This window comes from Pseudomonas sp. VS40 (assembly GCF_018587885.1).
In the GTDB taxonomy this organism is placed as follows: Bacteria; Pseudomonadota; Gammaproteobacteria; order Pseudomonadales; family Pseudomonadaceae; genus Aquipseudomonas; species Aquipseudomonas pergaminensis.
Genome location: NZ_JAGYWD010000004.1, coordinates 21507 through 45579 on the forward strand (window position 1 = coordinate 21507; position 24073 = coordinate 45579).

Consider the following 24073-nt stretch of genomic DNA (forward strand, 5'->3'; position numbering starts at 1 on the left):
ATTAGTAGCCCGGTTTCATGACGCTTGGGGAACCGGGGCTTCGACAGGTTCAATAGTATCGTGACGGACGACCGCACCGAACTGTTGCATCATTTGCTGGATGAGCGGATCACCGTGGATCGAATCCTCGGCCTCGCGCTGACGGTTGATACGCCGGCGGGTCGCGGCCTGGGCCGGGGTTTCCTGCTCCGGCTTGATCAGCTCGATGGCGATGGTCAGCGGGCGCTCATGGTACTGGTTAAGCGCATCGTTCAGGCGGCGCTGCTGGGTGGCGTTGAACAGGGCGCTGTGGGCCGGGTCCAGGTGCAACAGCCAGTGGTCGCCTTCGATGGAGATCAGTGTGCAGTTGGCGGCGATGCTGCCGGTCATGCCGGAAATCGGCAGTTTCGGGAACAACTCCAGCCATTGCAGGGCCAGGCCGGTGGCCGGGGCCGCGGCAGGCTCAGCCTCGGGCTCGGGGGCTGGCTCGGCGGTGTGTTCGCTGGCCAGGTCGTCCAGGTAGCTGTAGGCCGAATCCATGTCCGGCTCGATGTAGTCTTCATCCAGCGGCGGTTCGTCGTCGAGGTCGATGCCCGGCGTAGCGGCTTCCACCTGAGCCACGGTGGGCTCGGGGACCGGCGCAGACACCCACTCCGGTGCATCCAGCACTACGCTGTCCGGGGTCGGCGTAGGCATCGGCGTCAGCTCGGGCTGCTCGCTGCTGGTTTCCAGCACGGGCTCCACGGCGGGCGCCAGCTCGACCTCGACGTCAGTCTCTACCGGATCATTCCAGGGCAGGTCGACGACCGGTTCAGGCTCGTTGACCGGTTCCAGCGCGACCACCGGCGCAGCCGACACAGTTTCAGGTTCAGGTTCAGGTTCAGGTTCAGGTTCAGGTTCAGGTTCTGGCTCAGGCGCCGGCGCAACTGGCGCAGGCGCAGCAACCACTGGCGCAACCACTGCTGCGCCAGCCACTGGTTTGGCGGAATCAACTGTGGCCTGGCTGATCCCCACTGGCTTTAGCGGCTGTCTCGGCGCATCGGCCGAATCGGCAGGTCGGAAGGCCAGCATCCGCAGCAGCACCATTTCGAAGCCGCCCCTCGGGTCGGGCGCCAGGGGCAGGTCGCGGCGACCAATCAGGCCCATCTGGTAGTAGAACTGCACGTCTTCGGCCGGCAACGCCTGGGCCAAGGCCAGCACGCGGTCGCGGTCGCCGTGGCCATTGTCGACCCCTTCGGGCAGGGCCTGGGCGATGGCGACGCGGTGCAGCACATTGAGGATTTCCGAGAGCACGCCATTCCAGTCCGGGCCTTGCTCCGACAGGTGGCGTACGGCCTCGAGCAACGCCTTGGCGTCGCCTTCGATCAGCGCATGCAGCACGTCGAACACCTGGCCGTGGTCCAGGGTACCGAGCATGGCGCGCACGTCGGCGGCCATGACCTTGCCTTCACCAAAGGCGATGGCCTGGTCGGTGAGGCTCATGGCGTCGCGCATCGAACCGTCGGCGGCGCGGCCGAGCAACCACAGTGCATCGTCTTCGAACGGGACGTTCTCGACGCCCAGCACGTGGGTCAAATGCTCGACCACGCGCTCGGGGGTCATGTTTTTCAGGGAGAACTGCAGGCACCGAGACAGAATCGTTGCAGGAAGTTTCTGCGGGTCGGTGGTGGCCAGGATAAATTTGACGTAGGGCGGCGGCTCTTCCAGGGTTTTCAACAAAGCGTTGAAGGAGTGGCTGGAGAGCATGTGCACTTCGTCGATCAGGTAGACCTTGAAGCGGCCACGGCTGGGCGCGTACTGCACGTTGTCGAGCAGCTCGCGGGTGTCTTCGACCTTGGTGCGGCTCGCGGCGTCGATCTCGATCAGGTCGACAAAACGCCCTTCGTCGATTTCCTTGCACACCGAACAGGTGCCGCACGGCGTTGAAGTAATACCGGTTTCACAGTTCAGGCATTTGGCGATGATGCGCGCAATGGTGGTCTTGCCCACCCCCCGGGTACCGGTGAACAGGTAGGCGTGGTGCAGCCGTTGGCTGTCCAAGGCATTGATCAGAGCCTTGAGCACATGGGTCTGGCCGACCATTTCGCGGAACGAGCGCGGACGCCATTTACGTGCAAGAACCTGATAACTCATCGAAAACCGTCGCAACTGGGAAGCGGGAGCCGGTAATGCTAGCGGAGCAAGGGGGAAATTGCATCCGGCACGCTCGCCTAATCTGACTAAGCTCTTCTGGTTGGCCCCGAAAAGGCCTGATCCCGGAGAGCATATGCGCGTAGTCCTGGGCGCTTTATGGATGATTACCACGGCTTGCAGTGCTGCGCCTGCACCGTTGCGCTTCTCGGTTTCCGACAGCTGGGCGATGCCCATGGTGCAACTGGAGGACGGCCGGCCCACCCAGGGCATTTTGTATGACCTGATGTTGAGCCTGGCCACCCAGGTGGACCGACCGGCTGAGTTCCATGTACTGGCGCGGGCGCGCATCTCGAGTGCCATGCAACATGGCGACATCGATGTGCGCTGTTATGTCACCCAGGCCTGGGTCGACAACCTGTCCGGGGACTACACCTGGAGCATCCCCTTGATGGTGCAGCGTAACCTGTTGGTGAGCACCCACATTCCTCCTCAGCCGGTGCAGGTCGACAAACTCGCGCCACAGGCCATTGGCACCGTGCTCAACTACCGCTATGCCAGCCTCGACCCGCTGTTCGCCAACGGCCAGCTCAGCCGCGATGACGCCCGCAGCGAAGAACAGGTGCTGCACAAACTGGTGGCCGGGCGTTTCAAGTTTGCCGTGACCAACGAATGGATCCTCGACCGCTTCAACCAGCGGATGCCGGTGGGCAAGCGGTTGCACAAGGTCGCGGTGATTGATGAGCAGAACCTTGGCTGCACCGTGCGCAATGACCCAAACGTGCCGGTTCAGCTCATCCTGCGCACCTTGCTGCGGATGAAAATGTCGGGGGAGATCGACCAAATCATCCAGCTCTACACCGGCGAGACTCCTGACAGGAACTGACAGGACCGTCTTATAGACTCGGCTCCCTCACACACGCAGCCCCCAGGAGCCCGCATGAACACCGTCGCCCATTACTTTTTGCTCTACGTCGACAGCCCGGCCACCAGCGCCAACTTCTATAGCCGCCTGCTGGGCAAGCCGCCGGTGGAGCTCAACCCCACCTTCGCCCTGTTTATTCTCGACAATGGAGTAAAGCTGGGTTTGTGGTCGCGCCATACCGTGGAGCCAGCGGCCCAACTGACGGGCGGTGGCGGTGAAGTGGGCCTGTCGCTGGCCGATAAAGCCGCCGTGGATGCGTTGCACGACCAGTGGGTAGAGCGCGGTGCGACGATCATCCAATCACCGACCACCCTGGACTTCGGCTACACCTTCGTCGCCCAGGACCTCGATGGCCACCGGCTGCGTGCGTTTTGCCTGAGCGACTGACCGCCAGCGCCCTTCCAGGCTGATGGCGGCCACGCTGGTCAACACGATCACACCGCCCAGCACCACTTGCAGGGCGATGTGCTCACCCAGCAGCGTCGCCGCCATCGTCATCGCCACTGGCGGGATCAGGTACATGGCCACCGACGCGCGGCTGACCTCGACATGTTTCAGCACATACCCCCAGGCCAAGTATGCCAGGGCGCTGGGGAAAACCCCGAGCACCAGCACCGCGAGGTTCTCGGGCGCCGGCGCCTGCATCACGGCAGCGGGCAGCCCCGGCAGGTTCACGCAGAGCATCAAGGTGCCCGCCCACACCATGTAGCACGCCATCGTCAGCGGGCTGTAGCGATGGGCGTAGTGTTTCTGGATGGCGAAGTACAGGCTCCACGACACCGCCGCCAGCAGGATCAGCAAGCCGCGCGGGTCGATATCGCCCACGCCGTGATCGCCCCAGATCACCACCAGCACCCCGAGCAAGCCCAGCGACACACAGCTCCAGCGCCACAGGCTGACCCGTTCCTTCAAACAGAAAAACGCGATCAACACGCTGAACAGCGGTGCCGATTGTGCCAGCACGCTGGATGCCGCCGCAGTCACGAACTGCTGGCCGTAATTAAGGCTGGTGTGGTGCAGGAACACGCCAAAAAAACTCAGCACCAGCAGCCACGGCACATCCCGCAGGCATGGCCGGCCGATGCCCAGCACCAGGGCCACAGCGGCCATGAACACCGAGGCGATCAGAAACCGCAACAACGCGAGCTGGCCGGGGCTGTAGCTGTGCAGGCCCATGTGCACGCCAATCGGCGAATAGGCCCAACAGAGGATGACGCTGGCGATGACTAGCGTAAGCTTCAGGGGTGACGGGGTATTCATCGACGGCATCCAAACACTGAGAAGGAATGCCGTCAGTCTTGACCGGGGCAAGGCGCAGGACAATTAACCGTTTCTGACTTCTGAAATCACTGGAACTGAGCGATGGAACTGGCCCAACTGAAAATGGTGCGAGCGGTGGCACAAACCGGCAGCGTGGCCCAGGCCGCCGTGCAATTGCATTGCGTGCCGTCCAACATCACCACGCGTATCAAGCAGCTGGAAAACGAGTTGGGCACACCGCTGTTTATTCGCGCCGGGCGTGGGCTGGCGATCAGTGCTGCCGGTGAGATCTTCCTGGAGTACTGCGAACGCATCCTGGCGCTGGTGGACGAATCCAAACGCGCCGTGGACGCCAACGCCATTCCCCGTGGCACCCTGCGTATCGGCGCGGTGGAGTCCAGCGCCAGCGGGCGCTTGCCGCCACTGTTGGCGGAGTATCACCGACGCTACCCGGACGTCAGCCTGGAACTGGTCACCGGCGCCTGGGGCGAACTGCTCGACGACCTGCAACACCACCGCCTGGACGTGGCCCTGGTGGCCGCCGGCAATAAACGCGCAAAGCTCGAACACAGCGTGGTCTACAGCGAACGCCTGGTGCTGATCGCCAGCGCCACCAGCGACCCGATCCACGGCGCCGAAGACCTGGCCGGCCGCACCTTGCTGGTGTGGCCTCCCGGCTGCCCCTACCGGGCGGCGCTGGAAAACTGGGTCAAGCCGCACGCCTTCAAGCCGGCGATTGCCAGCTATGCCAGTTGGGGCACGATCATCGGTTGCGTCAGTGCCGGGATTGGCGTGGCGCTCGCGCCGGAAGGCATCCTGGCCCGCTATGAGCAGGCCAATCAGCTGGCGTCGTATCGCTTTGAGGAATTGCAGGCAGTGGACAACCTGCTGTTCTGGCACAAGGACACCCAGCGGCATGTGGCACGGGATGCGTTTGCCGGGTTACTCCGCGAAATATTCGGTTGATGAAGATCCAAAATGTGGGAGCGGGCTTGCTCGCGAAAGCGGTGGCTCAGTCACTGCATCCAGCGACTGACACTCCGTATTCGCGAGCAAGCCCGCTCCCACATTTAGATTTTTGCCGTTTTCGAGATCAGCTTTTGGGGGCCGCCAACCGCGCGTATTGATCCTGGCTGATCCACCCCGTAAACGAGCGACCCTCTGCGTTGATGAACTCGACCTGGGCCCAGCCATCCTTGAATGCCAGCACACCGACCACGTCGTTCTTGACGATGTAGGGACGTTTAGCCGCCTTGGCACTTGGATTTTTCAGCAGGTAAGCCTTGTCGGCTGAGACCTTGACCAGGGCGATCCATTTTTTGCTGGCGGTCTGGGTCAGGTCCAGGCCGGTGGCAACTTCCGGCATCAGCACATTGAGGCAACCCGGATGCTGACGGCCTTCTGCCACGGTGAGGGTCACGCCATCGGACGAGGGTGCCACGCTGCCGGGGTAGGCAGTGTCGTTCCAGGTGGTCAGTGCTGAGGGCTTGCCTTGCAGGTAGAACGTGCAGCTGCGAGTAACGCCCTCGCCCATCTCTTCCGCGTAATAGCCTTCCACCTGATGCTCAGGCGTCACGGCCAGCATCAGCCCTTCGTATTTGCCTGAATGCAACGCCGGTGAACCGGCCAAGACAGGCGCTGCGGCGCACAACGACAACACACCCACTGCTAGAAAACGGATCATCTTATTTTTTTCCTTCAAGTTTCTCGTAGGCTTCTTTCATCAGGACGTCATAGTTGCCGTAGTCCTTGCCGTTATAGTTACGGGCCATCGAAGTGAAATCCTTGGCTTTCATGGCCGTCATCAACGCCGGGCTGTTAGCGCAAAACGCGAGAAACGCCTTCAGTTGGTTACCGACATTCACTTTTAATGCCGCGACAAACTCAAACACCGTTTTGTAACCGCATGAGGCGTAGTTGAACCCCATGGTCTGAAACATGCCCCACGACGCCGACATCAACGCCGCTTCCTGGTCCAGGGCGAATGCAGTGGCCATGGTTTCCCAGGCCTTGACCTGATCCTTGTTATTGACCTGCCACTGCGGCCCGGCCTTTCTCACATAGATGTACGAAAGCAGCGGATGCGCCTGGTCGTAGATATGCTTGGTGTACTTGCGAAATTGGTGCCCTTCAAACGCAATGATCGGTAACTTGGCCGGCCCGAAACCCGAGCGACCACCGGACTCCACCGTGGCGAAGGCCCTGATGACATTCACCGAAATGCCGTTGCCCAACTGCTTGGCGGCATTCTGAAAATCCGTATCGGTGAGCGTCATGCCGCCATCGCACGTGGCCTGGAGCATCAATTGGCGATTGCGCCGCTCAGCCTCGATCATTGCCCGCATACGGTCCAGGTACACGTTGACGGTGGCTTGCACTGCGTCACCCTGGTTGTTACCGAATGCATTCAGAAAGCTTGGAATACGCATGCTCGGAAACGCCTTCACCGGTACCTTCACCGCCTCTTCGATCAGGCTGTTGAAGGTTTTACCGGTCGGGTCGATCACACCATCGGGGTGCGCGTATTTGAGATGACGGAACTGATACTGGCTGATGCACTGCACCAACTGACCGTCGCACTTGCCGTTTTCGGCCAGTGGGAAGCCCAGTTTGGGAATGATCAGATTGAATAGATATTGGATGCACTGCACATCGGAAGGCAAGTTACGGGCTTTACCGGGAGCGCCTACCGAAGCACTGATAAGACGGGGCAACCCTTGCAGGCTTTTCATCACAGACATCCTTGTTAGTTAAAGAAGTGATGGCACTTCAATATCAAATCCGCACCCTTGTCATACTCTGAAACAAGTGGCTGGCGGAAACTAACAAGGTGGTTTTAGGTTGTCCAGAGCGACCGCTGAAAGTTGTGAAACAGCCGAATTAAATAAATCAGTAACCGTGGAATTCACGGGTTTTCTGGTAGGTGTGGAAATCAATCCACTCGACCACGTCGTAAGGCAGGTAAAGCTGCATCCGCGCCCGGGAAATGGCGATGTACACCGCGCACAGCCGCTGGTCGAACGCGTAGGCGTCCTTGAACTTCACGTTGGTCAGCAGTTCGGGCGTCAGCAGCACCCGGTCGAACTCCATGCCGCCCGCCTCCTCCGCCAGCATCAGCAGGCATCGCTTGCCAGGCACGCCACCCAGCCGGTTCAAGCGCGTGATATCGGCGACGTTGAAGCCTTTTTCCAGCTCACTTTCGACCCACAGGAACGCCTCATCGAATTGGCTGGCATCGCGCACCTGCTGCCAGTCGTCCATGTCGCTGAAATACGCGTGGGGGCCGTTGTCACTGTGCTCGTTGCTGTAGAACTGCGGCTTGAACAAGGCGATAACGCTGGTCATAAAGCGTTGCAGGTCCTGCTGCGCCGCGTTGTCGGGGAACCCGAACGGGCAGTTGGCTTGCTGCAACTGAATCGCCCACTTCATGGTGTCCCAATGGGAAGCGGTCAACACCACGCAGCCTTCGGGCGGCACGAAGCCTTGGGGGTAGTGCTCGATACCGACGTCGGCATCCCGCGCGCCTTCGAAGGGCGTCTTGCCCTTCTGCGAATGCACGCTGATCAGCGGGTTGACCAGGCGCTCGACGTTGCGGCCCGAACGCACCGAGTAACTGATGTCGGTGTGCCGGACTTCGCGCTTGCGCCTGACCACCTCACCGCTGGCCAATTGGTACTCATCGCCAAGGGTAATCAACACCTGGCGGCCGCGTTCGATGATCTGCAACAACGAGGGTGGAATGTCCTGGCTTTCATCGATCAGCACATGGGTGTATCGGGGCGGCACCACGCATCCATCGAGGCTTGCGCGCTTGATCAGCAACAGGGCTGCGAAGGCCGTCTGACCGGCCCACTGCGGGTTGGCGTCCAGATAGGTCCACAACCGGCTGGAATACTCCAGCAACGCCTGGGCGTCCACGCTGGACAAGGCTTGCTTGAAATGCGGCAAATGCCTGGCCGACAGGCTGTGATGGTTGGAGTGGCAGTAGCTGTCGAGCACCTTCAGGCAGATATCAAGCGTTGCCGCGCCATCGTGACCACGCCAGCCGTGGATATTCAGGGTCTGCGACACTTCGTGTTTGCCGGGCAACCGAGTGGGTGTGGACTGCGCGGCGGGCCGTTGCCCCTGCAACAGCGCCTTGGCGAAGGCAGCAAAGGTCGAACCGGTCTTGCTGTCCTTGGCCAGTCCCATGCGTTCACGCAGGGTCGCGAGTTTTGCTCCAGTACGCGCCAGTATCAAGGTTTGCGCCGGCCGCAGGCACTCCATCAAGGCGCCGAGCAGGTGGCTCTTGCCGATGCCCGCGTAGCCTTGCACATGCAGGTCTTCGTTCAGGTTGGCGCGGAAGGTGCGCACCAGTTTGTCCTGGGCCGGGCTGAGCCAGCGCTCGCGCTGCCGGGGCGTGATCATCTGCTGGCTGAACGGGTCATTGCTGCGCAGGTGGCGGACCTTGTAGCCGATATCCCATTTACCCGACGGCAGCAGGTAATCGCGCGCCGCGACTTCTTCAGCCGACAGCAGCCGCAGGTTGACGGTTTTGAGCGCATTGAAGCCGAAGTACAGCTTGCGCGGATCGAACAGCCGCTGGGCTTCGGACAGCAAGGTCGCGGCGCCCCCTGCCGGCGCGTCGACCGCCCAGTCAATCAGCTTGGTCAGGATGCGCTCGGCGCCGGCACAGGTCAGGTCTTTTTCCACGGCCTGGGCCAGGTTCTGGATGACCAGCACGGCGGCCAGCTCCGGGTCCGACAGGCCGGTCAGGGCCTTGGCACCGTCCGCGCCAAGCAGCGCCGTGCAAGTTTCCTGCGTGACAGGCAGGAAGACGGGGCTGGATAAATCAAAGTGTTCCGGTTGCATAGTTCCTCGCAACCAGGCAATCAGGCATTGCCCTGACTGCCCAGCTCAAACCGATATTCTCCAAGGGAGCCTGACATACCGCCGCCCTGGGGACGCGCGTCAGGCGTTGAAGCCATCGCGCTGATCTGCTGCTGAAGTTCGAACACCGCCATGTCCAGCAGCCTGCGCAAGTCTTCGGCACTCTGTGCGGCCACATTCAATTGCAGCGTGAAGGCCCCTGTGAGTGGCGGCGGCGTCGGCTCGGCGGGCGGCGCGGGCTCATCGGCCGCATCGGTCGCGCGGATCATTTCCGCCTGGCTGAGGATGTCCGCGTGCTCGTCATCCATCAGGTCCAGCACCTTCGATAACTCCAGGGTCTGTTCAGGGTGCGATTGAATACGGTCCTTGATCTCCAGGCGCCGCATCTGCCATTCCCGCAGTTTTTCGCGAGTGAGGTCGTCGACTTTTTCCACGTGTTCTGTCTCCGGATGCCAGGCACTGGAGTATGCCGCCATGGACTGCCCGATGGCAGATGGCGTGAAAGCATTTTTTGAATTGAGTTTGAGGAGGTATTGCAAGGAAGAGCGTTATGGAGGCAACCCCACCAGCCACACCCCGGCACACAATGTTCCCGCTGTGGCTGCTGCCTTCCGGCTCTGACCATGTCGCATGCAAGCATGCTCGAGTATCGCTGAAAGCCTTAAATCAGTAAAGCTTTCTCTCCCAAATCGAACTGAGTAACGTACAATGCTCGATAAATCTTCAAAACAAATGTGTAGAGCCCTCAATGCTCTTACAGGAAAATCGGTTCACACACGCTGGCAATGGGCTTCTATTAATTAGTAGCTGATCGCACACTAGTGCATATTGGTTAATGCAAAGGAAATCCCCCTAGCCCGTACAACATAGGGGGATTATAGTTTCCAACAGCTAGACCTTAATTATTTTTTGTCGGATATAGCATTAACAGGAATAATTTGAAATCTACCACTATAAAGAGGCGATTTAAAGTAACGACCGACCTTTTCCGCCGTATCAATTAGTGCATCCATCGCTTCTTCCAGACCGTCTTCCTTATAAGCTATTGATTCTTCATTAGAATGAATACCGATGTCGCCATTGATAGTTTTACAAACGACAAAAGGGTGAGCGATCTCTTTCATATACTTGTAAAAAGCTCCCTTTGCCATTACTAACCCAAAACGTCGCCAAGCGTATTTCCGTCCCCAATAATAACCGTCAGTAGCTCGATGCTTGACACGATCATCGTTTTTCCCTTGGTTTTCTGCAAGCTTATCCAGAGAAAAATGTTTCGCCGCTGAATAGCTCAGCAACTTATTGACACTATCAGCTTTTCCTAAAGCTGAAGGTTCAATAATATTTCTCCCCTCACGATCAGTTATAAATCCGATATTGTAACGATCACCATTTACAAGTTCGGCAGCACTACTATTCGTTTCAAACTGATAAAGAGTACCAGTAGTGGCAGGAGTGAACTGATGCAAGAACTTACCATTCGGAAGTTCTGTAACGGTATAGCCTCTAACAATAACGTCATGGATCGTATACAAGTTTCGTGATTTCATTTTTTCATCCTTGTCCTTGTAGCGCCGCACCCTGTAATAGCATTTTGTCTCATAAGCAACACCGCCTATACCAAGCCAACTGACTTTGCTAAGGTTTTAATATTTTCAGATTTTGACCACAACCCGAAAAATATAGTAAATAATACTCACCTCCGAAAACATTCAAACAGGTCAAAATCACAAAACTGACAATACTATTGCTGACCTATAATTTCTTTAATCTCCTTTATACAAACTCTTGGGATTTTTAAAGAGTCAATATTGCTATTAGCAATAACTGACGCATAGTCTTCCACTTCGACTGAGTCCCCCCAATCCAGCATTTTCCCCAGACGCAACGCTGTAAACCTTGAAAACCCAAGCGACATTAAGCTTAACTCAATGGGAGAACACGCTCCAAACTCGAGGAAGGTGTGATAAGCAGCTTGTTTCGCCTCGTCATCTGAAACTCCCTTCATCTGGAGGCAATATCTAATTACATCCTCATAGGCACTGAAATATTTCACTAGCTTAAAGCGTATATCTGTCTCTATGATGCCTAAAAGTTGCCTGATGATCGTGGAGGTTCGAGTAGAAAAATCATCTTGGCGCCTTATATAGTTAACTCTATCTTTAATCAGCACATTTATTGGCGTTCCAGTTGCCCATTGATGTGCTAAGTAGCAAACCCAACTGCGGAACTTTTGGCTTTCCGCCCATTGAAAAACGTCAGATATTATTTCTATAGCCCGTTCCATTCGGTGATAACCACCCACAGAGAAAGGGTTTAACAGCGAAAATTCTTCGGTGTAAACCGCGCCATAGAGTTTATCGTAAAGAATCTGTAAATGATCCGGCCTTAAGCTACTGTGGGACTCTAAAATTTCTTGAGGCAATGTTAATGTCAAATCCTGGACATGCTTCAAATTCTGAGCTAGAACCTCGGAATTCTCTACTGTTTGGTATTTTTTTATAACCTCGCTCTCTTCATTCTCAATTATCTCGCGATAAAGTCTACTAAAACCTGCTTCAGCGAAGTCTTTTTTATCAGCATCTATCTCGCCACTCATCAACCTTTGAATAATGGAACCACCATCATCCATAAGTTTTTCCATTGAAGCCCTTACCTCCTGAAGATTCTCACCTTTGTAGGACTCCTCTTCCCATTCACTCGGTCTGATACACCAGATGTTGCCATGAAACTCTTGAAGGAGCCTTCCAGCGCGTCCAGACAGATTGAGAAAATCTGATCTAGACATCGGCTTAGTACCACTATGGGGATTTTCTATAACAATATGCTTTGCCGGTAGATTTACACCTTGCAGCAGCGTGCTAGTACAACATAAAAATCTAATTTCTCCAGCCTTGAACAAGTCCTCAACACCAGATCGAATTATTGAAGGCATAACCCCGTAGTGAAAGGCTACCCCTGATGCTAAACTCACAGCCAAAGGATATTCTTCATGCACCTCAGTCTTTATGAAGCTAATAAAGTCTTTCACATCTTCTGATATAAAAAACTCTTTATTTACGGCTAGCAATTCTTCAGCGACTTTCTCTGCTTCCCCTGGCCCATCAGCAAATATAATAGTGGACTCATCACTTCCCGTAATTTCATTAGCAAATAGAGCACGCTGTTTCGTACGTGATCCTCTAAAGGAAAAATCAACAGACGTATTTCCGAGATTTACTCCACGCCCCCCAGCAAGCAATGAAACGTTAATCATGCTGGGCTGACGGGCAACTTCAGATATAAGAAGCAGATTCTGAGATACGGGAGATACAGTCTCAGTAAAAAACAATCCTTCTTCTTGGCGCCCAAACAAGCTCAAAAAATAACCTGGATTGCTTATAAGCGGGCTCGCAAATAATATCGAGGCTAATGGATGTTTATCCAATGCCAAATCGACGGCACTTTGCAAAGTAATACCTCGATTTCCCTTCTGGATTTCGTGAGCCTCATCTATAAATATAGACGTAATTCTTTTTTTATTATTTTCCGGCTTAAGCAAACTCAGCAATCTTTCAGGGGTCAACACATATATTACATTTTTAATATTCTGAGAGTCTTTAAGGGGAAATGGAGCAGTCCTAACCAAAACCCCATGTATTTCTTTGGATTTTATTGTACGCCTTATCCTAGAAGAAACTTCCGAAATCAGAGCTCTTGTAGGAACAATATATACTATATTTTCTTCAGCACCGAACTTTAGTCTCCTTACTAAATCAAGATTAAGAATAAACGATTTTCCAGCAGAGGTGGGTGCAGAAACGCTTACAGATTTTTGATTCTCTAATGAAGTGTAAAGTTTGTGCTGAAAGTCTGTTAACATCACTTCATCAGCTACCGTATTCTCAGCTTCTCTAGCAATACGCTCCAACGACAATAACAACGATGGAGAATATTTTTCTAGCTCTCTGTACCGATCCCGCAAAAGGGATCTTCCCGGAAAGTTACCAATCCTTGAGAAAATTATATCGGCAGCTTGGACTATTTTAGTCTTCTCATTGGACGAACTTTCAACGAGACGGCTTATAACCTCATAAGCTAGAGCCAAGTCCTCAGGAGCATCTGAGAGCGAGAGAATTGAAGATACGCCTATCAATTTCCTTACTTCTTCTGAATTTAGTCCTTCTATTAACCTGCGCCCAGGAAGTAAATGATCTACGCTATATTTGAATAGCTTTTCAATTTCCACCTCAAACTTATCAACTTCGAATGCCATATTAATCTAACGCCGCATTGAATTCATTTCTGAACTCTTGTACACAGGGAAACGGTATAAAAAAAACATCAAGACAAAGATAAGACCTCGAAAACCCTGTAAGCTTTTTTTCTAATTTTGAAGCAATAAGACTTGTTTCTTTCGAGAAATTTTCTTTAAACTCTTTAGATAACACTGAATGGGCGACACCAGGAGCACTTGAGTAAGCGTCCCAGTTATAGCCTATTAGGCAAGCGTGGTTGATTCTTGCCCCAGGACCGGGCTCTCCAAGGCGTATATGCTCAGTAACAGCATCCTGAACTTCTTTGTCTGCATACTTAAAGTGTTTCGTAATCATTGTGAATTCATGCTTGTAGACCTCGTCCGCATGAAAGCTTTCAATACTTTTTATAGCAGAAGTTATTGCATCATCTATATTTTTATAAAGCTTTGACTCACCAAAATAGAAATCAACAATTTGATCTTCTGCGTTCCATTTAACGTGAATACCATCAGAACCGTTTGCTTCTAACTTCCTATTTGTCTTAAGCTCCATCTTCGCCACTACTTGCGGAGCCTGAATTATTGCTTCGACTAAAAAGTATAGTAGGGCTTCGCCTGCTTCCCCTGTCTTATCGGGGCTATCATCAGTTACATCCGGATGACGAAAGAGCTTTCTAGCTTCTTTAGTTAGACGCGCAGCATCATTGAAGGTTATAGGTCCAGGTCGATTTTTTGCAGCGATACAATAGTCTATTATATAATTATATAATAGACCGGCTAATGCCTTTACCATTGGCCGCCCATTACCATCGAACTTTAGATGATGAAATCGCAGATTAGCTTTAAGCGAACTTATTGTATCGCTGTGCTCAATAGAATCGATGCACGCAGTATAGTCATCGTTATTCACTGCAATCAGAGATTTTATCTCTGCAATCTTGACCATTCCCTGTCACTCCACCTCTACACGATTCGGTTTGAGCTACCTCTATCTATCTGCGGCATGAGTCTGACGAAAACTCAAAAAAAAACCGCAAAGACAGATTGCCACTATACCGTAGCTGAGCTGAAAGCCAATTTTTCCAGACGCATTAATCAGCGGGCATGAGATGCCCTAGGTCGAGCCGAGATCAGATGAGTGGAGAAATCAAATTCAGGGAGTTAAAGTGCAGAGCAAGTGCACCACTTCACGGTCACTAAACGCTGTCACACTTCGAAATTTTTGACTTAGAAATCCTTGAGAATTCAAGGACTTACGTTATGGAGGCAACCCCACCAGCCACACCCCGGCACACAATGTTCCCGCTGTGGCTGCTGCCTTCCGGCTCTGACCAGGTTCACGGGTAATCGTTGCGGGGGGACCGATGGGGTCACCATAACGACGCCTGCCTCTCGGCAAGCGGGGCCATTGTACCGATCTCATCGGAAGTTACAACCGTTGGGGCCGGATTAAAAATATCCGATGGTTCAAGCACTTGTGTCTATCGCGGGGACGCCATCGCCGGCAAGCCGACTCCTACAGGGTGACGGCTTCGTCTGCTCGGCCACCTTCCTCCTGGATCACCAGGTGGATGAAGTGCAGCTTGGCGATTACCGCCGGAGGCAGCACGAAAGGATAGAAATCCGGCTGGCCCATGCTGCGTGACAGTTCATTGAGCATGCCGGCCAGTTCAATCCAGGCGTTGACGAACGACAGGAACGCCGCGCCGCCGGGGTGCTCGGGGTCGTAGAGCGTGCTGAGGGGGAAGGGTTGGTAATCCAGGTCCATCTCGCGGGCGCTCATGCCAAAGCCGAGGGCGGTGTCGACGGCGTCCATCATGTGCAGGTAATGGGCCCAGGTTTCGGCCCAGTCTTCCCAGGGGTGCATGGTGGCGTAGGCGCTGACGCAGGTTTGCTGCCAGTCAGGGCGCGGGCCGTTTTGATAATGCTGATCGAGGGCATCGGCGTAACTGGCGCGTTCGTCGCCGAACAGGGCGCGAAACGGTTCGAGCCAGTGGGTATTCGCGATCAGGCGATCCCAGTAATAGTGGCCAACCTCATGGCGAAAGTGACCGAGCAACGTGCGGTAGGGTTCGCGCATTTGTACGCGCACCTTTTCACGGTGGGCGTCGTCGGCTTCCTTGATGTCGAGGGTGATCAAGCCGTTCGCGTGGCCCGTCATCGGCGCGTTGCCCTCCAGGTCGATACCGACGAAGTCGAAGGCCAGACCGTTGTCTTCGTCGACACTCTTGGGCACCACTTGCAGGCCAAGGCTGATCAATTGCGCGACCAAGCGGCGCTTGGCGGTTTCGACTTTGCGCCAGCGCTCATGGTTTTCTACGATCGACAGGTCAGGGATGGTGCGATTGAGGCTGCAGGCCACGCACAGCGGCGCGGTGCTGTGAGCCGGGATCAGCCAATTGCAGGCGGCTGGCGTGTCGAGGTTGGCGCAGCGACGGAAAGCGCCGGCGTCAAGGTTGCCATCTTGCAGCCAGGTGCCTTCCACCGGGCCGGGCCGCAGGGAGTCCAACCGGGCTTGTTGGGGTTGGTAGCCCAGCAGCGCCTGGCAGGCCAGGCACTGGCTGTTGCGAAAGAACAGGGATTGGCCGCAACGGCACTGCCAGACCTTGCTGTCACGAGACGAGCCGGCCACGAACGGTGCGGCAATGCGCGAACTGAGTTGCTCGAAGTAGCGAAACATGGCGATCTCTCCCTGGGTGACTGAGACTAGATCACTTTCGCTTCAGAATCGTTCCACATTGTTGTAGTGAGCGGGCTTGCCCCGCGCTGGGCTGCGTAGCGGCCCCAAACCCGGCACTTCGGTCTATCCGAAACACTTCGGCGTCCTTGTTGGGGCGGCTTCGCCACCCAGCGCGGGGCAAGCCCGCTCACCACAGCAAGCCCGCTCACCACAACACGCTTGTTTACCCCACAGTCCACATCAGACAGTGATGTTGTGCTTGGCGAGGAAGGCGACGAAAGCCTCTTCGTCCAATACCTTCAGGCCCAACTCGTTGGCCTTGGCCAGTTTCGAACCGGCGCCTGGCCCCGCAACTACGCAGTGGGTCTTCGCCGAGACGGAACCCGCTACCTTGGCACCGAGGCTTTCGAGCTTGTCCTTGGCCACGTCACGGCTCATCAGCTCCAGGGAACCGGTGAGCACCCAGGTGTGCCCTGCTTCGGGTAAACCTTCCACGACTTTCTTCTCGCTCAGCCAGTGCATGCCGAAGTCCTTGAGCTGCTGCTCGATGGCCAGGGCGTGGTTGGCGTTGTCTGCATTATCGAAGAACTCGCGCACGGCCTTGGCCTGCTTCTCGGGCAGGGCTTGGCGCATATCCAGCCAGTCGGCCTTGATCACGCCTTCAAGGGTGACGAATTTGTCCGCCAGCTTCTGCGCCGCGCCGGGGCCGACGCTCGGAACGTGCAGCTTGTCGAGCAAGCCACCCAGGGTGGTGCTGGCGGCGAACTCGGCGCTCAGCTCGCCCTGATCCTGCAACTGCAAGGCGCATTCCTGCGGCGACAGCAGCGCGCCGATCACGTCCTGGTTGTGGCTGTCTTCGAAGAAGCTGTGAATCTCGTGCGCCACTTCCAGGCCCACGTCCGGCAAGTACGTCAGCACTTCCGGCAAGGCCTTCTGCACACGCTCCAGGGAGGCCAGCGAGCGCGCCAGCACCTTGGCCGTCTCCTCGCCCACGTCGGGAATGCCCAGGGCGTAGATAAACCGTGCCAGGGTCGGGGTCTTGCTGTTTTCGATGGCGGTGATCAGCTTCTTGCTGGAGATGTCGGCGAAGCCTTCCAGGTCGATGATCTGCTCGTACTTGAGCTTGTAGAGGTCTGCGGGCGAGCCGATGAGTTTTTCATCCACCAACTGCTCGATGGTCTTGTCGCCCAGGCCGTCGATGTCCATGGCGCGACGCGAGACGAAATGAATGATCGCCTGCTTGAGCTGTGCACCACAGGCCAGGCGGCCGACGCAGCGGTACACCGCGCCTTCGGTGACGGTTTCCTTGCCCTTGCTGCGCTTGACCAGTTGCGTGCGCTCCACGTGGGAGCCGCACACCGGACAGCTCTCGGGGATCTGCACGGCGCGGGCGTTTTCCGGGCGGCGCTCGGCCACCACGGAGACCACCTGCGGGATCACATCGCCGGCGCGGCGGATGATCACGGTGTCGCCGATCATCAGGCCCAGGCGCGCGACTTCATCCATGTTATGCAGGGTGGCGTTGGACACGGTCACACCCGCGACCTTGACCGGCTTGAGCCGCGCCACCGGCGTGACAGCGCCGGTGCGGCCGACCTGGAATTCCACGTCGAGCAGTTCGGTCAGCTCTTCCATGGCCGGGAATTTATGCGCGATGGCCCAGCGCGGTTCGCGGGCGCGGAAGCCCAGTTCGCGCTGCGAGGCAATGCTGTTGACCTTGAACACCACGCCGTCGATTTCATACGGCAGGCTGTTACGCCGTTCGCCGATGTCGCGGTAGTAGTCCAGACAATCCTGGATCCCCTTGGCGAGTTTCAGCTCATGGCTGATCGGCATGCCCCACTTCTTCAGTTGTTGCAGGTTGCCGATATGGGTGTCACTGATGTCGGTGGTGACACCGTAGCAGCAGAATTCCAACGGGCGGCTGGCGGTGATCTTCGAGTCCAGTTGGCGCAAGCTGCCCGCTGCCGCGTTGCGCGGGTTGGCGAAAGTCTTGCCGCCGACCTCCAGTTGCGAGGCGTTGAGCCGTTCGAAACCGGCCTTGGACATGAACACTTCGCCACGCACTTCCAGGGTCGCTGGCCAACCGCTGCCGTGCAGTTTCAACGGAATATTGCGCACGGTGCGCACGTTGACGCTGATGTCTTCGCCGGTGGTGCCGTCGCCTCGGGTGGCGCCGCGTATCAGTTCGCCGTCCTGATACAACAGGCTGACCGCCAGACCATCCAGTTTCGGTTCGCAGCTGTACTCAACGGCCGCGCCGCCCCCGAACAGATCACCCACCGGCAGGTCGAGGCCTTCGGTGACCCGGCGATCAAACTCAAGCATGGTGGTTTCATCAAAGGCGTTACCGAGGCTGAGCATCGGAATCTCGTGCCTCACCTGGGTGAACGCCGACAACGCCGCACTGCCGACCCGCTGTGTCGGCGAATCGCGCGTGACCAGGTCCGGGTGCTCGGCTTCCAGGGCCTTGAGCTCGTGGAACAGCCGGTCGTACTCGGCGTCCGGGATGCTCGGCTCGTCGAGGACATGGTAACGGTAGTTGTGCTGATCCAGTTCAGCGCGCAGTTCGAGGATGCGGGTGTGGGCGGCGGTCATGGGTGTTCTCTCAGAAAGCAAAAGAGCAGCCGAAGCTGCTCAATATGTTAGTGCGCTTATTCTACTGACAACGCTGAAGACCAATCCTCAGCGTTTCTGTGTCAGGGCGCGACGCTCGAACTCGACGATGCGCTGACGGTAATGTTCGATGGTTTGCGCGGTGAGGACGCTGCGTTGATCGTCCTTGAGCTCGCCGTTCAGTTCCTGGGACAGCTTGCGGGCTGCGGCCACCATCACGTCGAACGCCTGTTTCGGGTGACGCGGGCCTGGCAAACCGAGGAAGAAACTCACCGCCGGGGTGCTGAACAGGTCGATATCGTCCAGGTCGAACGTGCCCGGCTTGACCGCGTTGGCCATGGAGAACAGCACTTCACCGTTGCCGGCCATGCTTTCGTGACGATGGAAAATATCCATCTCGCCAAACCGCAGGCCGCTTTCGAGGATGTTCTGCAACAGCGCCGGGCCCTTGAAGCCAGCGGCGTCGCGGCAGATCACGCTGATCACCAGCACTTCTTCGGCGGCCGGCTGGTCGTTCACGGACTGGCGCGGGGCATTCTTGCCAGCGTTTTCGTCTGGGAAATCATCGTCGCGGCTGCTGAAGCCAGGGCCGTCATCGACGTCCAGGTCCAGGTCAGCCTGGCGCGGCTCTGCCACCACAGGCGCGGCGCGCTTGCCACGCTTGGAGGACGGCTCGCGGGCTTCACGCACGGGGGCGCTCATCGACGGCAGGTCGTGCTCGTCCAGTTGCGGTTCTTTGTGCGTATCCAGCACACGGGGCGGCCCCAGCAGCTCGGCGCTGCCGTCGTCGTCAGGCAAGTTGGACAGGTTGCGGTCCAGACGGAATTTGAGCTTGCCCTTGCCACCGCGCATCCGGCGCCAGCCATCAAAAAGAATACCGGCAATGACAATAATGCCGATGACGATCAGCCACTCGCGCAGACCGATTTCCATGTAATCCCGTGCCTCTAATAAAAAATGCTGAAAAATAAGGGGTTTAGCAACGTGCAAACCGCTTTAAAACGTGGCGCCAACTCTATGTTCTGACTGACGTTTTGCCCACGCATACGAAAATTTGACATTAAACTAGCACGACCAAAGATAACTTTACACCGTCTGTCAAAATGCCTTGAACAAATATGTCCATTTGCCACTTTCGCCAGACCGGTAAAGCGTCTTACCGCGCGCTATCAAAATTCTTTGCTGACATGGATCAAGACTCCACCATCGCCATCGCTTCTTCTACATCCACCGCCACCAGGCGCGAACAACCCGGTTCATGCATCGTGACCCCCATCAGTTGATCCGCCATTTCCATGGCGATCTTATTGTGGGTGATATAGATGAACTGCACGGTCTGGGACATCTCCTTCACCAACCGCGCGTACCGTCCAACGTTAGCGTCATCCAGCGGGGCGTCAACTTCGTCGAGCATGCAGAACGGCGCCGGATTCAACTTGAAGATCGCAAATACCAGGGCCAATGCGGTCAGGGCTTTCTCGCCGCCGGACAACAAATGGATGGTGCTGTTCTTCTTGCCCGGAGGCCGCGCCATGATCGTCACCCCTGTATCGAGTAGATCTTCGCCCGTCAGTTCCAAGTAAGCGCTGCCACCGCCGAAAACTTTTGGGAATAAGGCCTGTAAACCGCCATTAATCTGATCAAAGGTATCTTTGAAGCGGTTGCGGGTTTCCTTGTCGATCTTGCGGATCACGTTTTCCAGGGTGTCCAGGGCTTCCACCAGATCGGCGTCCTGGGCGTCCAGATAACGTTTACGTTCGGATTGCTGCTGGTATTCGTCAATGGCCGCGAGGTTGATCGCGCCCAGGCGCTGGATACGCGCGGCAATGCGCTCAAGTTCTTCTTCGGCTTCTTTCTCGTTCGCCTGGGCGGTCAGGGTATTGAGCACGCCGTGCAGGTCGTAGCCGTCTTCAAGCAATTGGTCTTGCAGGGTCTTGCGGCGCACGGTCAGGGCTTGCCATTCCATGCGTTGTTGTTCGAGCTGGCCGCGGATCAGCTGGGATTGCTGCTCGGCCTGAGTCCGGCGTTTTTCGGCGTCACGCAGTTCGCGGTCGGCGTCTTCCAGGGCGATCTGCGCGGTCTTGAGTTCTTCGTCGACGGTCATGCGCTTGTCGAGCAACTCTTCGAGCTTGAGGCGCAGCTCTTCCAGCGGCGCTTCGCCCTCCTCCAGGTTGAGGCTCAGTTGCTCGCGCTTTTCGGTCAGGCGTTCAGACTGCATCTCCAGGCGCTCAAGGGCCTGGGCCGTGGACGCGTGCTGGGCCTTGAGCGAACCCAGGCGCACCGCCAACTGGTGGGCGTGATCCTTGTGCTGGCGAGCCTCCTGGCGCACGCGGTCGAGGCGCTCGCGCAGGCTGTCGCGCTGGGCCAGCAGCAGTTCACGCTGCTCGGTGTCCAGCGCCATGCTGTCGAGGGCTTCCTGCAGGTGCAAGCGTGCTTCGCCGATCTGTTCGTGTTCGAGGGCGCGTTGTTCGCCCATCTCGGCGACTTCTTCGTCGAGCCGGGTGCGGCGCAGGGTCAGTTGCTCGACCTTGGCTTTGCTCGCGGAGAGCTGGGCTTTCAATTCGCCTTGCTGGCGCGCTTCGTCCTGCAACAGGCGGCGCAAGTGTTCGCGGCCAGTCTCTTGCTGGCGTTGGGTGGCGCGCAGGGTTTGCAGTTCGGTTTCCAGGCTTTCCAGGGTCGCTTCGCGCTCTTCACGCTCGGCGATCAGGTTGACGATTTCCTGGCCACGGGCCAACACGCCGCTTTCCGCTTCACTGGCGCGGCGTACGCGCAGGAAGTGGCGGCCGACCCAGTAGCCGTCGCGGCTGATCAGGCTTTCGCCGGCCGCCAGTTGGCCGCGTTGGGCCAGGGCCTGCTCCAGGGATTCGACCGGCTTGACCTGGCCCAGCCATGGTGACAGATCAATCGCCGCCTCAACCTTATCCAGCAAACTGCCCGGCACCCGCGTGCCATCGGCGGCCGGGCTGAGCAGACGCAAATCGCCCTGGGCGAAACCGGCCAGGTCGAAACCGCCAAAATCATCCACCAGCACGGCTTGAAGGTCGGCACCCAGGACCGTTTCAACCGCCAACTCCCAACCTGCCTCTACCTTCAAGCCTTCCGCCAAGCGCGGGCGCTCGGCCAGATGCTGGTCACGCAGCCACTCGGCAGTGCCGGTACCGGGGTCCAAGGCGGCTTGCTGCAAGGCTTCGAGAGACGCAAGCCGACCATTGAGCCGCTGCAAATCGCCCTGGGCCTGTTGCTGCGCCTGGGTCGCCTGTTGCAGTTGCTGACGCAATTGCTCCAGGCGCTCCACTTGTTGTTCTTCGCTGGCTTCCAGCTCTTCCAGCGTCATTTCGCTTTCGGCCAGTTGCTCGCTCAGCTCCATGATCGCCGCGTCTTCCGGGTCGGCGGCGAGCAACACGCGCTCTTCCTGCAGACGACGCTGGCGCTCGGCCAAACGCTCCATGCTGGTTTCCAACTGCTGGATTCGTGACTGCTGCACTTCGGCCTGCCGGCGTGGCTCGGCGGACTTCAGGTTGAAGGTGTCCCACTGCTCCTGCCAGCTGTGCATGGTGGTTTCGGATTCTTCCAGTGCGGCGGCGGCTTCTTCGGCGGCGGCGCTGGTGATTTCCTGCTCGGGGGTGAGCATGTCGAGCTCTTCGCCGAGGGTCAGTAGCAAGGTGCGGTCGTGGCCCAGGTGCGATTCGGTTTCCAGGCGCGCGCGCTCGGCTTCCTTCAAATCATCCTGCAACTGGCGCAGGCGCTGCTGGCCGTGCTGGATGCTCTGCTCCACGCGGGCAATGTCGCCCCCCACCGAGTAGAAGCGGCCCTGCACCAGATTGAAGCGCTCGGACAGGTCATGATGACCGTCACGCAGACGTTCGATGCTGGCGTCGGCGTTGCGCTGCTCGGCCACCAGAGCTTCAAAGCTGATTTCCTGGGTGCCGATGATCGCTTCACGCTGGCCCACCTGGTCATTCAGCGCCTGCCAGCGCAGGGCCGACAGTTGCGCCTTGAGCTGGCGCTCCTCGCCTTTATATTCCTGATACTTCTCGGCAGCCTGGGCCTGGCGGTGCAGGCGCTCCAACTGGCGCTCCAGCTCTTCGCGCAGGTCGGTCAGGCGGGCGAGGTTCTCGTGGGTGCGGCGGATACGGTTTTCGGTCTCGCGGCGGCGCTCCTTATACTTGGAGATGCCAGCCGCTTCCTCGATGAAGTTACGCAGGTCTTCGGGCTTGGCTTCGATCAGCTTGGAGATCATGCCCTGCTCGATGATCGAATAGCTGCGCGGGCCCAGGCCGGTGCCGAGGAAGATATCGGTGATGTCCCGACGGCGACACTTGGTGCCGTTGAGGAAGTAACTGTTCTGGCTGTCGCGGGTCACTTTGCGGCGAATGGAGATTTCCGCGTAGGCCGCGTATTCGCCGATCAAGGTGCCGTCGGAGTTATCGAACACCAGTTCGATGCTGGCCTGGCTCACCGGCTTGCGGCTGGTGGAGCCGTTGAAGATGACGTCGGTCATCGACTCGCCACGCAGGTTCTTGGCCGAGCTCTCGCCCATCACCCAACGGACGGCGTCGATAATGTTCGACTTGCCGCAACCATTGGGCCCGACCACCGCCGCCATGTTACTGGGGAAGTTCACCGTGGTCGGGTCGACGAAGGATTTGAACCCCGCCAGTTTGATGCACTTGAGCCGCACGCTTAGGCGTCCGCCAACGCTGCGATGACCAGCGAGCAGCTGCGCTGGCCGTAAGCCGACAGCACTTGGCGGATCTGCACCAAGTCACGCGCCAGCACGGCGGCGAGCAGCTGTTCGAATAATGCCAGGTACTCGCTCATGGAGGCCTTGCGTTGATCCAGCGCCAGGTAATAGGCGCGGTTCATCGCCGGCTGCAGGTTCTCGACGGTTTCCTGCAAATAAGGGTTATTGGCGAAGGGGTACGCGGCGCGCATCACGTTGAAGCTTTCTTCGACGAAAGCACGGATATCCTGGCGCTCGAAGCTGCTCACCAGGCGCTGCTGGATCTGCAGGAACGGCGCCATGTCGGCCTGCACCTGCCAACCCTGGGCGACCGCATTGCCGAGCAGGATGTACAACTCACCCATCAAGGTGCACAGGCTCTGCACCTTGTGCGCGGTGAGTTCGGTGACGTGGGCGCCCCGGCGCGGCAGGATCGCGATCAGGTGGCGGCGTTCGAGGATCAGCAAGGCTTCGCGCACGGAACCACGGCTGACATTGAGTGCCAGCGTGACCTTTTGCTCCTGGATCCGCTCCCCAGGCTTGAGATCGCCGCGAATGATGCGTTCGGCGAGGTGGTGAGCAATTTGCTCGGCGAGACTGTCCGGCGCCTTGAACGTCATGTTTTCCCTTCAAAATCTTCTATCGGTACAAGCGCGG

General features: G+C 57.3%; 17 protein-coding genes and 1 other RNA gene. 3 read left to right on the forward strand and 15 right to left on the reverse strand.

The window, feature by feature from the left end; translation table 11 throughout:
• Positions 1 to 15 precede the first annotated feature (15 nt).
• Positions 16 to 2112, reverse strand: coding sequence for a DNA polymerase III subunit gamma/tau (dnaX, locus tag KHP07_RS12845; RefSeq protein ID WP_214497293.1), 2097 nt, complete (start codon positions 2110 to 2112; stop codon positions 16 to 18).
• Positions 2113 to 2245: 133 nt separating this feature from the next.
• On the opposite strand from dnaX, the gene KHP07_RS12850 reads away from it, so the two are divergent.
• Together KHP07_RS12850 and KHP07_RS12855 are read left to right on the forward strand one after the other, a co-directional pair.
• Positions 2246 to 2995, forward strand: coding sequence for a substrate-binding periplasmic protein (locus KHP07_RS12850; protein WP_099493590.1), 750 nt, complete (start codon positions 2246 to 2248; stop codon positions 2993 to 2995).
• A gap of 54 nt (positions 2996 to 3049) precedes the next feature.
• Complete coding sequence (locus tag KHP07_RS12855; protein ID WP_078049723.1) at positions 3050 to 3421, forward strand: VOC family protein; 372 nt, start codon at positions 3050 to 3052, stop codon at positions 3419 to 3421.
• Here the strand turns inward: KHP07_RS12855 and KHP07_RS12860 are convergent.
• The gene (locus KHP07_RS12860) at positions 3335 to 4294 is read right to left on the reverse strand and encodes a DMT family transporter (protein WP_214497294.1); all 960 of its coding nucleotides are present in this window, start codon (positions 4292 to 4294) and stop codon (positions 3335 to 3337) included. The genes KHP07_RS12855 and KHP07_RS12860 overlap by 87 nt on opposite strands.
• 102 nt (positions 4295 to 4396) lie before the next feature.
• Between KHP07_RS12860 and KHP07_RS12865 the strand changes: the two genes are divergently transcribed.
• Complete coding sequence (locus KHP07_RS12865) at positions 4397 to 5260, forward strand: LysR family transcriptional regulator (protein ID WP_214497295.1); 864 nt, start codon at positions 4397 to 4399, stop codon at positions 5258 to 5260.
• Between the two features lie 127 nt (positions 5261 to 5387).
• Here KHP07_RS12865 and KHP07_RS12870 read toward each other — a convergent pair whose 3' ends face one another.
• The 13 genes from KHP07_RS12870 to KHP07_RS12930 form a co-directional block, all read right to left on the reverse strand.
• Positions 5388 to 5978, reverse strand: a complete 591-nt coding sequence (locus KHP07_RS12870; protein WP_214497296.1) for a hypothetical protein — start codon at positions 5976 to 5978, stop codon at positions 5388 to 5390.
• Position 5979: 1 nt separating this feature from the next.
• On the reverse strand, positions 5980 to 7026 hold the full coding sequence (locus tag KHP07_RS12875; protein WP_214497297.1) for an N-acetylmuramidase family protein: 1047 nt from the start codon (positions 7024 to 7026) through the stop codon (positions 5980 to 5982).
• Positions 7027 to 7183: 157 nt separating this feature from the next.
• A complete protein-coding gene (locus KHP07_RS12880) occupies positions 7184 to 9145 on the reverse strand; it encodes an AAA family ATPase (protein ID WP_214497298.1) in 1962 nt (653 codons plus the stop codon).
• Between the two features lie 20 nt (positions 9146 to 9165).
• Positions 9166 to 9702 carry a hypothetical protein gene (locus KHP07_RS12885; protein ID WP_250883568.1) on the reverse strand — a complete coding sequence of 179 codons (537 nt, stop codon included), beginning with the start codon at positions 9700 to 9702 and terminating at the stop codon, positions 9166 to 9168.
• 363 nt (positions 9703 to 10065) lie between these two features.
• Complete coding sequence (locus KHP07_RS12890) at positions 10066 to 10710, reverse strand: hypothetical protein (protein WP_214497299.1); 645 nt, start codon at positions 10708 to 10710, stop codon at positions 10066 to 10068.
• Positions 10711 to 10904: 194 nt separating this feature from the next.
• Complete coding sequence (locus KHP07_RS12895; RefSeq protein ID WP_214497300.1) at positions 10905 to 13415, reverse strand: DEAD/DEAH box helicase; 2511 nt, start codon at positions 13413 to 13415, stop codon at positions 10905 to 10907.
• A 1-nt stretch (position 13416) separates the two neighbouring features.
• Positions 13417 to 14343 (reverse strand): HamA C-terminal domain-containing protein, encoded by a 927-nt coding sequence (locus tag KHP07_RS12900; RefSeq protein WP_214497301.1) that lies wholly within the window; start codon positions 14341 to 14343, stop codon positions 13417 to 13419.
• 324 nt (positions 14344 to 14667) lie between these two features.
• Positions 14668 to 14764, reverse strand: an RNA gene (gene ffs / locus KHP07_RS12905) — signal recognition particle sRNA small type.
• A 149-nt stretch (positions 14765 to 14913) separates the two neighbouring features.
• Positions 14914 to 16077 carry a zinc-binding metallopeptidase family protein gene (locus tag KHP07_RS12910; RefSeq protein ID WP_068934598.1) on the reverse strand — a complete coding sequence of 388 codons (1164 nt, stop codon included), beginning with the start codon at positions 16075 to 16077 and terminating at the stop codon, positions 14914 to 14916.
• A gap of 240 nt (positions 16078 to 16317) precedes the next feature.
• A complete protein-coding gene (ligA, locus tag KHP07_RS12915) occupies positions 16318 to 18675 on the reverse strand; it encodes an NAD-dependent DNA ligase LigA (protein WP_214497302.1) in 2358 nt (785 codons plus the stop codon).
• Between the two features lie 87 nt (positions 18676 to 18762).
• Positions 18763 to 19626, reverse strand: coding sequence for a cell division protein ZipA (gene zipA, locus KHP07_RS12920; protein ID WP_078049731.1), 864 nt, complete (start codon positions 19624 to 19626; stop codon positions 18763 to 18765).
• Between the two features lie 259 nt (positions 19627 to 19885).
• Positions 19886 to 23374 (reverse strand): chromosome segregation protein SMC, encoded by a 3489-nt coding sequence (smc, locus tag KHP07_RS12925; RefSeq protein ID WP_078049732.1) that lies wholly within the window; start codon positions 23372 to 23374, stop codon positions 19886 to 19888.
• A 2-nt stretch (positions 23375 to 23376) separates the two neighbouring features.
• Positions 23377 to 24036 carry a GntR family transcriptional regulator gene (locus KHP07_RS12930; RefSeq protein ID WP_099493597.1) on the reverse strand — a complete coding sequence of 220 codons (660 nt, stop codon included), beginning with the start codon at positions 24034 to 24036 and terminating at the stop codon, positions 23377 to 23379.
• Between the last annotated feature and the right edge of the window lie 37 nt (positions 24037 to 24073).

What these genes read in the sequence shown, in the direction of transcription:
- dnaX (WP_214497293.1), bottom strand. Translation starts at nt 2,112, where the DNA reads ATGAGTTATCAGGTTCTTGCACGTAAATGGCGTCCGCGCTCGTTCCGC.
- KHP07_RS12850 (WP_099493590.1), top strand. Translation starts at nt 2,246, where the DNA reads ATGCGCGTAGTCCTGGGCGCTTTATGGATGATTACCACGGCTTGCAGT.
- KHP07_RS12855 (WP_078049723.1), top strand. Translation starts at nt 3,050, where the DNA reads ATGAACACCGTCGCCCATTACTTTTTGCTCTACGTCGACAGCCCGGCC.
- KHP07_RS12860 (WP_214497294.1), bottom strand. Translation starts at nt 4,294, where the DNA reads ATGAATACCCCGTCACCCCTGAAGCTTACGCTAGTCATCGCCAGCGTC.
- KHP07_RS12865 (WP_214497295.1), top strand. Translation starts at nt 4,397, where the DNA reads ATGGAACTGGCCCAACTGAAAATGGTGCGAGCGGTGGCACAAACCGGC.
- KHP07_RS12870 (WP_214497296.1), bottom strand. Translation starts at nt 5,978, where the DNA reads ATGATCCGTTTTCTAGCAGTGGGTGTGTTGTCGTTGTGCGCCGCAGCG.
- KHP07_RS12875 (WP_214497297.1), bottom strand. Translation starts at nt 7,026, where the DNA reads ATGAAAAGCCTGCAAGGGTTGCCCCGTCTTATCAGTGCTTCGGTAGGC.
- KHP07_RS12880 (WP_214497298.1), bottom strand. Translation starts at nt 9,145, where the DNA reads ATGCAACCGGAACACTTTGATTTATCCAGCCCCGTCTTCCTGCCTGTC.
- KHP07_RS12890 (WP_214497299.1), bottom strand. Translation starts at nt 10,710, where the DNA reads ATGAAATCACGAAACTTGTATACGATCCATGACGTTATTGTTAGAGGC.
- KHP07_RS12895 (WP_214497300.1), bottom strand. Translation starts at nt 13,415, where the DNA reads ATGGCATTCGAAGTTGATAAGTTTGAGGTGGAAATTGAAAAGCTATTC.
- KHP07_RS12900 (WP_214497301.1), bottom strand. Translation starts at nt 14,343, where the DNA reads ATGGTCAAGATTGCAGAGATAAAATCTCTGATTGCAGTGAATAACGAT.
- KHP07_RS12910 (WP_068934598.1), bottom strand. Translation starts at nt 16,077, where the DNA reads ATGTTTCGCTACTTCGAGCAACTCAGTTCGCGCATTGCCGCACCGTTC.
- ligA (WP_214497302.1), bottom strand. Translation starts at nt 18,675, where the DNA reads ATGACCGCCGCCCACACCCGCATCCTCGAACTGCGCGCTGAACTGGAT.
- zipA (WP_078049731.1), bottom strand. Translation starts at nt 19,626, where the DNA reads ATGGAAATCGGTCTGCGCGAGTGGCTGATCGTCATCGGCATTATTGTC.
- KHP07_RS12930 (WP_099493597.1), bottom strand. Translation starts at nt 24,036, where the DNA reads ATGACGTTCAAGGCGCCGGACAGTCTCGCCGAGCAAATTGCTCACCAC.